This window comes from Brevibacterium antiquum, assembly GCF_016107655.1.
Lineage (GTDB): Bacteria > Actinomycetota > Actinomycetes > Actinomycetales > Brevibacteriaceae > Brevibacterium > Brevibacterium antiquum.
Genome location: NZ_JABASX010000006.1, coordinates 163,872 through 178,659, shown reverse-complemented (window position 1 = coordinate 178,659; position 14,788 = coordinate 163,872). Strand labels below are relative to the sequence as shown.

Here is a 14,788-nt window from a genome sequence, read left to right as displayed (position 1 = left end):
ATGTCCCTGCTTTCTCCCGCCGACACGGGACTCATCGATCATCTGCGGGCCGCAGCTGATGAGGTCGGCGCCCGCGCCAGCGACCGGCTGGCCGCCGCACACGACGCTTCCCACTACCTGCTGACACCGCAGGCCGTGGTGAAGCCGAGGAACCGTGAGGAGGTGGCGGCACTGTTCTCGGCCTCACGGCGGAGCGGGGTGCCGATGACCTTCCGCTCCGGTGGGACCAGCCTGTCCGGGCAGTCCGTCTCGGACGGAGTGCTCGTCGACACGAGAAGGCATTTCAGGGACATCGACGTCCTCGACGACGGTGCCCGGGTCCGCTGCGGACCCGGGGCCGTGGTCAGGGCTGTGAACGCGCGGCTGCTGCGGCATGGGCGCAAACTGGGGCCGGACCCGGCCAGTGAGATCGCCTGCACCATCGGCGGAGTCGTCGCCAATAACTCCTCCGGCATGGCCTGCGGGATCGAAGCGAACAGCTATCGGACGCTTGATTCGGCCGTGCTCGTCCTTCCCAGCGGAACCGTTCTCGACACCTCGGCGGCAGACGCTGATGGGCAGCTGCGGAGACGGGAACCAGCTATCCACGCGGGTCTGCTCGAACTCCGAGATCGGATCCGGGCCGACGCCGAGGCGGTCGCGCGGATCACGCAGCTCCACTCCATCAAGAACACCATGGGCTACGGCCTCAACTCGTTCCTCGACCACGATGACCCGGTGCGCATCCTCGAACATCTGGTCATCGGCAGCGAGGGGACACTCGCCTTCGTCGCCGAGGCGACCTTCCGCACCGTGCCGCTGATGGCCCACGCCTCGACAGGTCTGCTCGTCTTCGACGATCTGCCCACGGCCACCTCGGTGCTCCCGGAGATCATCGCCACCGGTGCTGCCACCGTTGAGCTCCTCGACGCCACGAGTCTGCGGGTCGCCCAGCGCGATGAGAAGTGCCCGGAGGAGATCCGTGGCCTCGAGGTGGACTCGCACTGCGCTCTGCTCGTCGAATTCCAGGAGGAGACGGAGGAAGGCCTCGGCCGGGTCGTGTCTGCGGCGCTGCCGGTCTTCGACGCATTCTCACTGAGCCGACCGGCCGAGCTCACGATCGATCCGCGGCGGCGCTCGGCGCTGTGGCATACCCGCAAAGGGCTGTTCACAGCCGTCGCCGGCAACCGTCCCTCGGGCACCGCGGCACTGCTTGAGGACATTGCGGTTCCGGTCGACCGCCTCGGCGAGACCTGCACTGCTCTGAGCGAGCTGTTCGACCAGTACGACTACGCCGATGCCGTGATCTTCGGGCACGCGAAGGACGGCAACATCCACTTCATGATCACCGAGGAATTCGGGAGTGGAACCGGCGGCGAGGACTTCGACCTCGGTCGGTACGCGGCATTCACCGAGGAGATGGTCGACCTCGTCCTCTCACGTGGGGGAACGCTCAAGGCCGAACACGGCACCGGGAGGATCATGGCACCGTTCGTCAGGCGCCAGGTCGGTGACGATCTCTACGCAGTGATGACACGGGTCAAGGAGCTGGTCGATCCGCAGTCCCTGCTCAACCCGGGTGTCCTGCTCAGCGACGACCCGAAGGCGCATCTGCGCGATCTCAAGACCACACCGACCACCGAGGCGGAGGTCGACCGCTGCGTCGAATGCGGGTACTGCGAACCCGTGTGTCCCAGCCGCGATCTCACGCTGACCCCGCGCGAACGCATCGTTCTGCGACGCGAGATCGCCCGCGCCGAGGCGGCAGGGGACGAGGAGCTGACCCGAACCCTGCGCAGTGAGTACGACTACGACGGGATCGACACCTGCGCCGTCGACGGCATGTGCCAGACGGCGTGCCCGGTCTTCATCAACACCGGGGATCTTGTGCGCAGGCTGCGGCAGGAGAACACGAACGCGATCGAAGAGACCGGCTGGAACACTGCCGCTAAAGCGTGGGGGCTGGTCAGCTCGGCTGGGGGAGTGGCATTGAGCTCCGCGAAGGCGATGCCCACACAGCTGCCCGCGGCGGCCACGGGCATCGGTCGCAGACTTCTGGGTGATGACACTGTGCCCAGCTACTCCGCTGATCTTCCGGCCGGAGGGTCTAAGCGTGTGGCCGTCTCGGCGTCGAATCCGGACGTCGTGTGGTTCTCCAGCTGCACGAACACGATGTTCGGGCCCGAAGACGGCGGCAGAGGTGATGGGGTTGCCGGTGCCTTCCGTCGCCTGTGCGAACGAGCCGGGATCTCGTTGCGCACGCCGCGGGGCATTCCCTCCTTGTGCTGCGGCACCCCGTGGAAGTCGAAGGGGATGGCCGAGGGATTTGCCACGATGCGCAAGTACGTCCGCAGAGAGCTGTGGGAGGCCACCGACGGTGGACGAATCCCCGTCGTCTGTGATGCGTCCTCATGCACGGAGGGGTTGCGGGTGCTCCTCGGTGACTCGACCGGGTCGACCGACAGCGGCGATGACAACGTAAGCGGCGATGGTGACGATGCAGTGGAGGAATTCGAGATCATCGATGCGGTGGCCTTCGCCAAACAGACTCTGCTCCCTGCACTGCAGGATCGAGGTGTGATCTCGACGGAGCATCGTCTGCCGTTGATCACCCTCCACCCGACATGCTCCTCGACCCAGCTGGGAATCAACGAGGATCTGAGTGCGCTCGCCGGGTCCATCGCCGATGAGGTCAGCGTGCCCGATTCCTGGGGGTGCTGTGCCTTCGCGGGGGACCGGGGCATGCTCCATCCCGAACTCACCGCCTCGGCGACGAAGGACGAAGCCGCCGAGGTCGAATCGATCGGCGCGGACGTTCACGCCTCGACGAATCGGACGTGCGAGATCGGGATGACACGGGCGACGGGGAAGCCGTATCGCCACATCCTCGAAGCACTCGACGATCTCGTGGGACAGTCGAGTATTTGATGCAGTACTGGGATGATCCGGATGCCGGGCATCCCTGGCAACGGCGAGCCGCGTGTGATTCGATGCACATATGACTGAAGCATTGGAAGCCCACCGCGCTCGCCTCGCCGCCGGAGAGATCTACAACGGACTGTGGATGATGTCGACGAGCCAGGAGCTCGCGAAGATCGGATCGGCCGCAGGCTACGACTATGTGTGCCTCGACATGCAGCACGGCTTCACCCGAGCCACCGATGTTCTGCGGCTCACAGATGCCATCCGTGCCAGCGGATCCGCCCTGGTCACTGCCCGGGTTGCGGCGAACCGCTTCACCGAGATCGGGATGCTCGCCGACGCTGGCGTCGAGGCGGTCATCGTGCCGCTGGTGTCCTCAGTCGCTGATGCCGAGGCTGCCGTTGCCGCCCTCGATTACCCGAGCCGAGGCGGCGACCGTTCATGGGGACCAACCGCCGAACTCATGCACAACGCGGTGCAGGACACCCGCGACGAGCGGCCACTGCTCTTCGTCATGATCGAGAACAAGGATGGCCTGGAGAACGTCGAGAAGATCTGTGAGACTCCCGGAATTGACGGCGTCTATATCGGCCCCGCAGACCTCGCGTTCGCCGTCGATGCTCTGCCCGGTCAGCCCAATGACGCCCACGCCGAGGCGGTCGCCCGGATCCGCACGGCAGCTGACAAAGCCGGCATCATCCCAGGCATCCACTGCGGTGATGGTGCGGAGGCCAGGACTCGCAAGGAACAGGGCTTCCGCTTCATCACCTCGGCGGGAGACATCGGCGCAGCCGGCCGTGCCTTCCGGGAGGACCTGGCGACAGCGCGGGGCTGAGCCTAATGGCGTCTTATGCATAACGTCAGCTGAAGGTCGGGGATCTCGGGGCACAGTTCGAGCTCCCCGACCTTCTGTCTCGTCGATGAAAAGGCGGCATTCGTGGTGAGGAGTCGGCACTCGGTGATTCCCTCAGGGTATTGAAACATGCGAAAACAATCTTGGACAGGCATTACTAATTCACGAATACTGGAACGCACCACAGTTGTTCCACGTCACATACGCACTGCCAATTTTGCTCATGGACCACGACCCAATGGAGGGATCGCCGATGACCACCACACCTCGCATCGAAGCCGATGCAGTTCGACACGTGGAGGCCGGCCCTCCTCCGATGAGTCCACGGAAACAACCGAAGCAGTCACTGATCAAGTCTGAGTCAGTCTCTGCAGGCATCAAGGCAGTTGTGGGACTCGTCGCGCTGTTCGCGCTATGGGAACTAGTGGTTTTCATCTTCAAATTCCCGAAGTATCTGCTCGTCGGTCCGGTCTCTGCATTCGAAGAACTATTCACTAATCCCGGCTATTTCGCGCTCAACGCACTGACCACACTGCAAGAGGGTCTCGCGGGCTTCGCTCTCGGTACAGCACTGGGTGTTCTTTGCGGGGCGCTGCTCTACTATGCCTCGTTCCTTCGGCCCTTCCTCTACCCGGCGCTCATCGCCATCGATACGATTCCTAAGGTCGCGCTGGCGCCCCTATTCATCGTGTGGTTCGGCTTCGGCTTCGAATCGAAGGCTTTTGTGGCGATGGCCATCGCATTCTTCCCGCTCGTCATCAATACATTCGACGGGCTGAATTCGGTACCCCACGAACTTCAGGATCTGGCGCGTATCAACCGTGCATCGAAGCTGAAGAAGATGATGAAGATCGACTTCATCTATGCGCTCCCTTCGATCTTCACTGGCGCGAAGATCTCAATCTCGCTTGCCGTCGGCGGTGCAGTCGTCGGTGAGTTCATTGCGGGCTCCAAGGGACTCGGCTACGTCATTCTGCTGGCCAACGCCCAGGTGGACCTGCCGTCGATGTTCGCAGCCTTCATTGTTCTTGCAGCCATTGCTCTTCTGCTCTTCTTCATCATCGACCTCGTGTCGAAGAAGTTGCTGCCATGGAAGAACTACACGAAATGAGGCGCGGAACGATGCATATCATGAAGAAGCTTCTTGTGGCTCCGCTCCTCCTTTCCGTCGTGGGTCTGGCAGGTTGTGCACCCGAGGACGGTCTCGATGACTTCAACCTCATGGTCGACGTCGCCTATCTGCCCAAGCACGCACCGTTCTTCGCCGCCGAGGCGGAGGGGTTCTTTGAAGAAGAAGGCTTCGACGTCTCGCTCATGCCCGGGTCGGGTTCGACGAACACGGTGACCTCGGTCGAGACGGGGCGAGTCGACGCCGGTTGGGCCGATTTCGGCGCCACGATCCTCAGCCAGGGCAAAGGAGCACATGTCAAACAGGTGAACCTGCTCCAGGCGCGCTCGGCCTACGCGACGATTGCCCTCGAAAGCTCAGGCATCGAATCCTGGGAGGACATGAAGGGCAAAACCGTCGCCACCGAAGGTGCCGGAGCCATGACGGCCATGTGGCCACTCGCAATCGAACGGAGTGGACTCAAAGAGGAAGACGTCAACGTCGTCCACGCGACAGGTGAGTCGAAGATACCCGGGCTCCTGGCAGACCGGTGGGATGCGAACCTTGCCCTCTACGTGTCGGATGAGCCAGCGCTCATGGCGCTCGGTGAGAAGGCGACCATACTCAAATGGTCCGATGTGGGAATCGACCTCTACGGCAACGGAATCGTGGTCTCAGACGAATCTCTCGCCAACGAGCCTGAACGAGTTAAGAGGTTCAACAGGGCCATGCAGAAGGGTTTCCTCTGGGCATGTGAGAACCCAGATCAGACCGCCGAAGACTTCACAAAGGAAGTCCAGGGCTATGAAGCAGACACTGTGACCTATGCGCTCAAGTCTCAGTGCGAACTCAACTGGGCCACCGGAGATGCCGATGATCAGTTCGGCACGATGAGTGACGACGGCGTCCAGCAGATGCTCACCGTGGCCACCGACTTCCTGGGCCTCGAGGATTCGACCGAGCTCACGGTCGATGACATCTATTCCAATGACTACATCGATCCGATTCGCCACGACGAAGACGTAGTGGCCCCCACCAAGTGAATGGAGAATGACCATGACCGCTGATTACGCGATTTCAGTCAATAACGTCGGCAAGACCTACACCTCCCGAGACGGTCAGGAGAACGTGGTCCTCAAAGATCTCGATTTCCACGTCAACCCCGGAGAGTTCGTCTCGATCGTCGGGCAGTCAGGCAGTGGAAAGACCACACTGCTCAACACCATCTCCGGACTCCAAGACGCCACGGAGGGAGAGATCCTCATCCGTGGTCGCGAGATCAGCGAGGCTCTCAAGGATATCGGCATGGTGTTTCAGAGCCCGGTGCTCCTGCCATGGCGCAACAACCTCGACAACGTGCTGTTGCCCCTGGAGTTTCGTGATTCCGTCACTCCGGAGTCCAAGGAGCATGCCATGGAACTGCTGCACATGGTCGGACTTGGGGAGAAGGCGACCCGATACTCCTACGAACTCAGTGGTGGCATGCAGCAGCGAGTCGCTATCTGCCGGGCATTGGTTTCGCGCCCGGAGATCCTGCTCATGGACGAGCCCTTCGGGGCCCTCGACGCCATGACGCGAGACTCGATGAATTTCGAGATCCAACGCATTTGGCGCCGCACGGGCTGCAGTGTCCTCTTCGTCACCCACAGCATCTCCGAAGCGGTGTGGTTGGGAGACCGCGTTGTGGTTGTCGGAGACCGTCCCGGACGAATCATCGCCGACGTCAAGATCGACATCGAACGTCCGCGCGCAAAGGAGCACAAGTTCTCGGAGGACTTCGCGCACTATGTCGCGGAAATCGAATCACACATCGGAGTGACGGCAGGAATCAGCTGAGCGGGCTGCTCGCTCAGTCTTCTCGGCTCGACGAAAACACCTGACGGATGGCCGACCGCCCGAAATCCATTCGACTTCGGATGCCATTCGCACCGGAAGAGACGAACGAGTCTCACGAAACACATATGGAGTTGGATACACAATGATCAAATTGACAACAGACAAGACGCGTCTGGCGGATTCCTTCGGACTGAATGCCCAGAAGAGTCTGCTGTTCTCTGCGATTCGGCTTGATTCGAGCCCTCTGGTCGCCCCGATCGTCGCTGATACCTCCGAAGGCGAGGTTCTGCTTGTACGTCAGCAGGAACAGGGAAACGCGCTGTCCGCCGGAGTTCCGCAGGATCGAATGAGGTTCTATGCGCCATGGGTGACGATCGACCCGCGGATCGTCGCCGACACCCCCGCATCTGCTTCACTGACAACTCTGGTGGGCGAGCTGGCTGATGGCGAACAGGTCGGTCTTGCGTCCGATGTCGTCATGAAGCACTACTCGGCTCTATCGAAGAGCCTCGACGTCGTTGCCGACAAGCAGCCGACCACTCCGGTCGTGGCCTATGAGGTTGACACCGAGGCTGTGCTCGAACGGTTCGCACAGTGGCGCAGGCTCGGAGCCGAGACCGCCAAGAGGCTCATTCAGGACGTCGACCATCTTTCGGATCTCGCCAAGGAGATCCAATCAGAGACCGATACACGCTATGAGGCATTGCAGTCTCTGGCGAAGAACGAGAGTCTCGACGCCGTCCTCATCTCAGCGCCCCCGAACTTCAGCGAAGTCGTCGGGGCTCGGCAGGGCGGGGACCAGCTGGCCCTATGGTCTGCACGCGATGAAAAGCTCTATGTGCTCGCACCCGAAACCGCTCATGGCGTGGGAGGCACTCCGGTTGGTCGGTTCGCCGGGTACGGCGCCGGCGCTGTGGCACTTGCACACGGCACTCAGATCGGCGTCGAGGAAGAATGGATCCCAACCGGACTGGTGCTGGAACTGGAATCCGAAGGTGCCAATGTGAGCGAGCTGTCGACTCCGCTTGGACACTGGCGGGACATCCGCGATCACGAAGATCTGGGATTCCAGGTCGTCGCTGCCAGGTGCAGCGTCTTCGCCATCGAGGAGGCGCTGAGTTGGGCCAAAGACTCTTTGGCAGCAGGCGAGGAATTCACCGAGCTGGACATCTATTCGCGTTACGTCGATAAGATCGTCGAGTTCCGGACGGACAATGCGATTCCCTTCGCGATCGAGCCCTATTTCACGAATCTGCATTCATCGAACCGGATGCTCTTCCCTGGGCCTCCGGTCGATTTCCCGATCAACGTCGACACCAAGTGCATTCAGCTCGACGCCGGTGTGCGCATCACCTTCGACGGTGTGACCGTTGCGACATCTGACATGGCACGTTCCCTGCCGCGCACCGAGGGTGCGATACAGGCCTATGAGTTCTTCTTCGATGTCGTCCGTGAGGGCATCATCGGTCAGCTGAAGCCCGGGGTAGTCTGCGAAGACGTCCACGAAGGGACCTTGGATTATCTGGCACCTCACCTCGAGCGCATGGTCGAAATCGGCATGCTCGGAGAGGACGTGGACTTCAATACGGAGTACCGCAAGCGCAATGTCGGACACCTCATGGGCAAGCAGGAATCGTTCGCCAATGAACTGCGGCCCGGCTACAAGCACGTGCTGCAGGTCGGATCCTTCGGAGCAGCGGAGATTCCATGGCGCTATGGCGATGTCGCAATCGGCACGGAGGATCTCTGGTACGTCGGCAACGATCGCACGTATATCCTCTCGAAGCGCTGAGACAGGCTCCTCGCAGGCACAATAAGGCGGGCACTTCCGAATAGGAAGTGCCCGCCCATTGCGTTGAAAGTATGCGGGGCAGAATCTGTCACCAGGCAGCAAGGCACAAATGAAGCGGCCCGGCCGTGATATCGACCGGGCCGCTGTGCTGTTGTGCTCTCAGCTTTTGAGTTTGATGACGGCTTCGATCTCGACCGGTGAGTTGGCAGGGAGGCGGGGAACTCCCAGTGCGGTCCTTGCATGCCGGCCGGCTTCACCGAGTGCGTCGACGAGGAGCTTCGACGCACCCTCCGCGACGATCGGATGCTTGCTGAAGTCGGCGGGGCTGGCCACATAGACGTTGAGTTTGGCGATGCTCTCGACGTTCTCAAGACCGAGGTTCGTTTCCAGTTGAGCGATGAGGTTGACCGCGCACAGCTGAGCCGCTGCGATACCGTCCTCGACGCTCAGGTCGTCACCGACGACACCTTGGACCGGAACCTCACCGCCGTGCTTGGCGATCTGTCCCGAAACGAAGGCGAGATCCCCCGCGACGGTGACCGTCTTGTAGCTGTAACTGGCTGGATTCGCCTCGGGAAGGTCGAACCCGAGATCGCCGAGGCGACGACGTACTCCCTCGGAGACGGACTCCCTCGCCGCGTTCGCAGGAGAGTCCCCTTGTTGGTCCCCACCCTGCCCGGGGGTGTACCTGCCATCGACGGCGCGACCGATTCTCCAGGGATTCGACTGCTGGAGAACTGACGGCAGAATCGCATCGGGAATGTTCTGATAGGCAACAGGCCGAAGGAAGCGCTCGATCGCGGTGGCACCCACCGAGGTGGTCTGGGGAGCCGAAGTCGCAGGGAACGGTCCGCCGTGGATCATCGCATGACCCACATCGACGCCGGTCGGCCAGCCATTGACGATGATCCGACCGACTTTGAGCTCGAGCTCTGAAACCAATGCGTTCGCAGTTGTGCTGTCCTGTTCGCTCATCTGCAGCGTCGCGGTCAGCTGTCCTTCGAGTTCCGTGACGACAGGTGCCAACTGGTCGGTGGTCTCGTAGCGCACGATGAGAGCGGCCGATCCGAAGATCTCATTCTGCAGCTCTGCGTTCGAGGTGAAGTCCTTGACCGAGACGGTGAAGACGGCGGGGCCCGGGGCGTTGAGAGTCTTGCCGTCGGCTCCCTGTGCTAGTGCCGTGACGCCGGGTTGAGCCGCAAGCTGATCGACACCTCGCTGCCAAGCTTCGGCGATGGACGGGGTGAGCATCGTCTGCCCCGTTGCTTCCGAGAACTCCTTCGCAATGTACGTGGTCAGCGCATCTCCTCGAGTGCCAGTGGGGACGAAGAGAATCCCTGGGGAGGTGCACAACTGACCCGAAGAACCGGTCACGGCCGTGAAGAACCCTCGGGCCACCTCGGCGACGTCATCGGCGATCGCACCGGGGAGCACGAAGACGGGGTTGATCGAGCTCATCTCCGCATACACGGGGACCGGCACTGGCCGCGCGGCGGCGGTGGCGGACAGGGCCAGGCCCGCAGTTCTGGAGCCGGTGAATCCCACTGCAGCGATTCGAGGATCGGCTGCCAGCTGCTGGCCGACCTGTGCGCCAGAACCGTAGACAAGCGAGAAGACACCGGGGTTGAGATCATTGTCGGCAACGGCGCGGGAGATCGCTGCTCCGACCAGTTCATTGGTGCCGGGGTGAGCGTTGTGTGCCTTGACGATGACCGGGCAGCCGGCGGCCAGTGCTGAAGCAGTGTCACCGCCTGCCGTGGAGAACGCGAGTGGGAAGTTGCTGGCTCCGAAGACGGCAACCGGACCCAGCGGCACCTGACGCTGACGGATATCGGGTCGAGGCAGCGGTGCGCGATCCGGAAGTGCAGGATCAATGCGCACACCGTGGGCATCGCCGAGGAGGACGACCGATGCGAAGAGGCGCAGCTGATTGGCCGTCCTGGTGATTTCTCCGTTCAATCGTCCGACGGGAAGTCCGGTCTCCTGGCCTGCCCGTTCGACGATGACGTCTGCGGCGGCTTCGATGTTCACCGCAATGTCAGTGAGGAACTTCGCGCGGAGTGTGGGGGAGAGGCTCCGGTAGGAGGCGAAGGCTGCGTGTGCCTCGGCGATGGCGGCAGAGACCTGCTCCTCACTCAGAAGCGTGAACACGGGTTCCAGTTCCTCACCGGTCGCAGGATTGACCGCGCGTGCGGTCCCGCCCTCTCCAGGTGTCTTCATGCCGGCGACGATAGAGGAGCCGGAGATCGACGGGATTGAGGTTGGGGTGTCGGTGTTCGTTGTGGTCTTCGTGTCGGTGAGCTGAGTCGTCATGAGTGACCTCTTTTCGGTTGAGCGATGTCGGCGCCGACCGGCTCAAGCCGATCGGCGCCGATCTGTGGTTGTGCAGCTGTGGTGCGTTGGTGCCTGCAGTCTGGTGCAGGTCAGGCGACCGCGGAGGTGGTGCGGTCGAGTTGAATTCCGGCAGCAGCCATTACCTGTTCGAGATCCCGCAGGTCAGTCTGTGTGAGGTTCTGCAGGGGAGGTCGGACCGGGCCGCAGTCTCGACCGATGACCTTGAGGCCGCCCTTGACGATGGAGACGCCGTAGCCCGCGACACGATCTCGGATCTTCGAGTAGGGAAGCACGAATGAATTGAGCTTCTCCGTGACTGCAGCACGATCCTGGCGGCGGACCGCTGAGTAGAAGTCGAGGGCGAACTCAGGCGCGAAGTTGAACATCGCCGACGAGTAGGTGCTCATCCCGAGCTGGAGCAGAGGCAAGGCGTAGACCTCGGCTGTGGGCAGACCTCCGAGGTAGAAGAGGCGGTCGCCGGTGCGGGCGTAGACCTTGGTCAGCTGTTCGATGTCACCGATGGCGTCCTTGAAGCCGATGAAGTTCTCATGGGTGTCGGCGAGTCGTTCGACGGTCTCGGGTGAGTAGATGGCGTTGGCTCGGTTGTAGACGATGACGCCGATCTTCGTGGCCGCACAGATGGCTGACACATGTTCGAAGAGGCCATCTTGACTGCACTCGGTGAGGTACGGCGGGAGGACGAGGAGGCCTTCGGCACCGACCGCCTCAGCGTCGATCGCATTCTGCACAGCTTGGACGGTGGCCCCGCCGGCAGAAGCGAGCACCGGCACCTCCTGTCGGGAGGTCGAGACGGCCAAGCTGACGACTTCCTTGGCTTCAGCAGGAGTGAGACTGAAGCCCTCGCCGGTACCGCCGGCCGCGAAGAGCCCGGCGACGTCGAAACTTGACTGCCAGGCGATGTGGTCGGTGTAGGCATCGGCATCGATCGTCAGGTCGGCGGTGAAGGCGGTTGCAGGGAAGGAGAGGAGACCGTCCTTGAGGTGGTCGGCGAGTTCTTGAGGCAGGTAGTTGGCCACGGAATGATGTCCTTGTTAGTCGGGATGATGATCCCACTGTAGGAACGCCGAGTGATTCCTGTCCAAGATTATTTATATATGCATTGATACTCTAAAAGTATTGCTTCTACTCGTCGCGGATGAGGCTGAGGACTTCCTTCAGTGCGGGGTTGCGCGACTCGGGATTCCAGATCGCATGCAGCTCCACGACATCACGTGGGGCGCCTCGCAGCGGCACGTATGTCACGCCTTCCACGCCGAGGCGCGCAGCGGATTCGGAGACGACGGCGATACCTCGGCCAGCTGCCACGAGATTGACGATGGTCAGAATCTGGCTGAGGGAGTGAGCGACCTCATTGGCCTCGACATCAATGTAACGAACGGTGAGGTCGTAGAAGTATCGAGCTTTCGTGGCATCATGCATGAGCAGCCTCTGCCCGGAGATGTCCGTCGTCGCAATCGACTCCCGTGCGGCGAATTCGTGGTCCGATGGGACTGCGAGGACCAGCTGTTCCGAGAGTACGAGGGCAGCGTCGATGGTCTCCGGTATTCTGCCCACCCGGCCCAGGCCGATGTCGATCCGCCCTTCCGACAGTGCCTTGACCTGCTCAGCCGTGACCATTTCAGCGATCTCGACGCTGACGCCCGGAAGTCGCTGCGCCAGTGTCGACACCAAACTGCCGAGGACGCCGAAGGTCGAGACTGCTGTGCAGCCGATGGTGATCTGCCCCCACGATCCCTCGGCGATCTTCTGTGCGCGCCGAGGTGCGCGTTCGACAGAGGCAAGCAGGCCGTAGGCTTCTGCGAGGAAGGCCTCCCCCGCTGGCGTCAGGGTCACCGTGCGGTTGTTGCGTTCGAAGAGATGGACACCGATGGACTTCTCGAGCTTCTGTATCTGCCGACTCAGCGGCGGCTGAGTCATATTGAGCTCCTCAGCGGCGCGTCCGAAGTGGAGATTTTCGGCCACAGCGATGAAGCCGGTGACCTGGGCTAGGGTGAACTGCATTGCTCGCTCGATTTCTTTCGGGGTCTCGTGCCGCTGCTGTTCTGCAGTGTATCCGCCGACCCCACCTCTCACCTTGCTGCGAGCACAGCCTCTCACCCGTCGATGTGCACCACGGTTCGCAGCCCCGGACTCGGCTCGGCGAATTCCTGCGCCAGGTCTGACAGTCCGATCGGGCCGCCGAGAATGTACTCCCACGGCATATCACCGCCGTCAGCCGCCAGGAAGTCGACGGCTTCCTGCAGGTGGTGTGGTTCGAAGTTGTGCACACCCGTGATGGTGCGCCAACCTCGCACGAGCTGTTCGGGGCTGATCTCGATGTTCGGTCCCGGGCTCACGCTTCCGGCGAGAACTGCGGTACCGCCGATTCCCAGGCTGGCAACACAGGTCTCTACGCCCGAGGTGGTGCCGGAGAGTTCGAGTGCAACATCGACATCCGCGGGCATTTCGTCTTCCATGATCGTGCTCGCCCCGGTGAATAGGGCCAGATCCTGGCGCCGCGGCGTAGGGTCGAAGGCGAGCACCTCGGCGGCGCCGCGGGACTGGGCGGCGGCCACTGCTGTGAGCCCCAGCATTCCGAGCCCGTTGACGAAGACCCGGCGGCCTCGCAGATCACCGGCGGCCTCCAACATCGCCATGACGGTGGCGACGGCACACCCTGCTGTGGAGGCCACGGCGTCGGGCACCGAATCCGGTACCGGGACGGCTGCCACGCCCCGGGGCAGGTGGATATGTGAGGCGTAGGTGCCGGACAGCGTCCAGCCGCTGTCGGTGGATTCGTGACCGACCTTGGCCACCGACTCGCATTTTGCGCTGAGTCCGCGCCTGCATTTCTCGCATTCCTCGCACACCGAGGTGACAGAGAAGACCACGCGTTGGCCGAGCGGGAGGCCGGCCCGCGAATCTTCTACCACGCCGACGCCCTCGTGGCCGAGCACGGAGGGGCATGCTCCGGGGCGACGCCCGCGCACGGTGTGCCGATCTGAGCCGCAGACGGTGGCAGTGGACAGGCGGATGAGGCTCTCGCCCGCAGCAAGGTCCGGGAAGTCGAAGGACTGAGTCTCGAATTGATCCCTGCCGAGCCAGACGACGGCCCGGACCGTGTCCGCGGCGACCTCAACATTCGCCGAGGCCTCCGCCTTCACTGAGGTGTCGGCCGGGGAGGCCTGAACCGGAGACTGTGACTGAACCCGCGATTGAACCTGCGCCGTCACTGGTTCACCCCGGCTGAGGTTGCTGAAGTCGGCAGGTCGGCCAGAGCGTCGGGAAGCTCCGCAACGGAATCGAGAACGAGGTGGGCACCTTCGGCGGCGAAGTCCTCACGCGTGAGGTGCCCGGTGAGCACACCGACCGAGGTGACTCCGGCGCGCAGGGCCGCCTGCACATCCGCCGAGGTGTCGCCGACGCTGACGACCGCTGCTGTCTCATCCACTCCGAGTTCCTTCATGACCCTCTCGATCATGTCGGGTGCCGGCCGACCGGCCTCGACCTCGTCGCCGCAGGCAGAAGCGTCGAAGGTCTCGCCCTGCTCCCATCCCATGGAGGCGAAGATGAGATCGGCGATCTCCCGGGCGAACCCGGTCGTCAGGGCGACCTTGATGCCTTGTTCGCGCAGAGTCGTCAGTGCTTCCTCGATCCCGGGCAGAGGCTTCGGCGGATTGTCGGTATAGGTGCGGCGCAGTTCGGTTCGGAACCATTCCCAGGTCTTCTCGTGGAGTTCGTCATCGACGTCGACCCCGCCGAGGCGGAGCAGGTTTTCGATCGCCCACTTCTTCTCAGTGCCCATCCACTTCTGGAACACCTCGTCTGTGTAGTTCGCACCTTCGCGTTCCGTGGCCTCCCGCAGAACGCGGTAGACCTCGTCTCGGTCGTCGATGGTGGTGCCGGCCATGTCGAAGATGGCGAGTTCAATCATGGTGTTTCTCCTTCTGTGGTGGATCGATGC

Annotated in this window: 11 protein-coding genes; 6 read left to right on the top strand and 5 right to left on the bottom strand. The window is 62.4% G+C overall.

Going from position 1 to position 14,788, the window contains the following annotated elements:
* The 6 genes from JFC13_RS11795 to JFC13_RS11770 all read left to right on the top strand — a co-directional run bounded on the left by JFC13_RS11795 (position 1) and on the right by JFC13_RS11770 (position 8,490).
* On the top strand, positions 1 to 2,907 hold the full coding sequence (locus JFC13_RS11795) for an FAD-binding and (Fe-S)-binding domain-containing protein (protein ID WP_198397266.1): 2,907 nt from the start codon (positions 1 to 3) through the stop codon (positions 2,905 to 2,907).
* A gap of 70 nt (positions 2,908 to 2,977) precedes the next feature.
* Positions 2,978 to 3,736 (top strand): HpcH/HpaI aldolase family protein, encoded by a 759-nt coding sequence (locus JFC13_RS11790; protein ID WP_198397265.1) that lies wholly within the window; start codon positions 2,978 to 2,980, stop codon positions 3,734 to 3,736.
* Between the two features lie 271 nt (positions 3,737 to 4,007).
* Entirely contained in the window at positions 4,008 to 4,865 is an 858-nt protein-coding gene (locus tag JFC13_RS11785; protein ID WP_198397264.1) for an ABC transporter permease, read from the top strand.
* A gap of 20 nt (positions 4,866 to 4,885) precedes the next feature.
* Positions 4,886 to 5,905 carry an ABC transporter substrate-binding protein gene (locus tag JFC13_RS11780; protein WP_198397263.1) on the top strand — a complete coding sequence of 340 codons (1,020 nt, stop codon included), beginning with the start codon at positions 4,886 to 4,888 and terminating at the stop codon, positions 5,903 to 5,905.
* A gap of 13 nt (positions 5,906 to 5,918) precedes the next feature.
* A complete protein-coding gene (locus JFC13_RS11775) occupies positions 5,919 to 6,698 on the top strand; it encodes an ABC transporter ATP-binding protein (protein WP_232488535.1) in 780 nt (259 codons plus the stop codon).
* A gap of 142 nt (positions 6,699 to 6,840) precedes the next feature.
* Positions 6,841 to 8,490: a M24 family metallopeptidase gene (locus JFC13_RS11770; RefSeq protein ID WP_198397261.1), complete on the top strand. Its 1,650-nt coding sequence runs from the start codon at positions 6,841 to 6,843 to the stop codon at positions 8,488 to 8,490.
* Positions 8,491 to 8,649: 159 nt separating this feature from the next.
* Here the strand turns inward: JFC13_RS11770 and JFC13_RS11765 are convergent, their stop codons facing one another.
* The 5 genes from JFC13_RS11765 to JFC13_RS11745 all read right to left on the bottom strand — a co-directional run bounded on the left by JFC13_RS11765 (position 8,650) and on the right by JFC13_RS11745 (position 14,758).
* Positions 8,650 to 10,710 (bottom strand): aldehyde dehydrogenase family protein, encoded by a 2,061-nt coding sequence (locus tag JFC13_RS11765; RefSeq protein WP_332839405.1) that lies wholly within the window; start codon positions 10,708 to 10,710, stop codon positions 8,650 to 8,652.
* Positions 10,711 to 10,913: 203 nt separating this feature from the next.
* Positions 10,914 to 11,861: a 5-dehydro-4-deoxyglucarate dehydratase gene (kdgD, locus tag JFC13_RS11760; RefSeq protein WP_198397259.1), complete on the bottom strand. Its 948-nt coding sequence runs from the start codon at positions 11,859 to 11,861 to the stop codon at positions 10,914 to 10,916.
* 106 nt (positions 11,862 to 11,967) lie between these two features.
* Positions 11,968 to 12,846: a LysR family transcriptional regulator gene (locus JFC13_RS11755; protein WP_198397258.1), complete on the bottom strand. Its 879-nt coding sequence runs from the start codon at positions 12,844 to 12,846 to the stop codon at positions 11,968 to 11,970.
* A 92-nt stretch (positions 12,847 to 12,938) separates the two neighbouring features.
* Positions 12,939 to 14,057, bottom strand: a complete 1,119-nt coding sequence (locus tag JFC13_RS11750; protein ID WP_198397257.1) for an alcohol dehydrogenase catalytic domain-containing protein — start codon at positions 14,055 to 14,057, stop codon at positions 12,939 to 12,941.
* Positions 14,054 to 14,758, bottom strand: a complete 705-nt coding sequence (locus JFC13_RS11745; RefSeq protein ID WP_198397256.1) for a phosphonatase-like hydrolase — start codon at positions 14,756 to 14,758, stop codon at positions 14,054 to 14,056. Before JFC13_RS11745 ends, JFC13_RS11750 begins: the two co-directional genes overlap by 4 nt.
* Positions 14,759 to 14,788: the final 30 nt, after the last annotated feature.

What these genes read in the sequence shown, in the direction of transcription:
- JFC13_RS11795 (WP_198397266.1), top strand. Translation starts at nt 1, where the DNA reads ATGTCCCTGCTTTCTCCCGCCGACACGGGACTCATCGATCATCTGCGG.
- JFC13_RS11790 (WP_198397265.1), top strand. Translation starts at nt 2,978, where the DNA reads ATGACTGAAGCATTGGAAGCCCACCGCGCTCGCCTCGCCGCCGGAGAG.
- JFC13_RS11785 (WP_198397264.1), top strand. Translation starts at nt 4,008, where the DNA reads ATGACCACCACACCTCGCATCGAAGCCGATGCAGTTCGACACGTGGAG.
- JFC13_RS11780 (WP_198397263.1), top strand. Translation starts at nt 4,886, where the DNA reads ATGAAGAAGCTTCTTGTGGCTCCGCTCCTCCTTTCCGTCGTGGGTCTG.
- JFC13_RS11775 (WP_232488535.1), top strand. Translation starts at nt 5,919, where the DNA reads ATGACCGCTGATTACGCGATTTCAGTCAATAACGTCGGCAAGACCTAC.
- JFC13_RS11770 (WP_198397261.1), top strand. Translation starts at nt 6,841, where the DNA reads ATGATCAAATTGACAACAGACAAGACGCGTCTGGCGGATTCCTTCGGA.
- JFC13_RS11765 (WP_332839405.1), bottom strand. Translation starts at nt 10,710, where the DNA reads ATGAAGACACCTGGAGAGGGCGGGACCGCACGCGCGGTCAATCCTGCG.
- JFC13_RS11755 (WP_198397258.1), bottom strand. Translation starts at nt 12,846, where the DNA reads ATGCAGTTCACCCTAGCCCAGGTCACCGGCTTCATCGCTGTGGCCGAA.
- JFC13_RS11745 (WP_198397256.1), bottom strand. Translation starts at nt 14,758, where the DNA reads ATGATTGAACTCGCCATCTTCGACATGGCCGGCACCACCATCGACGAC.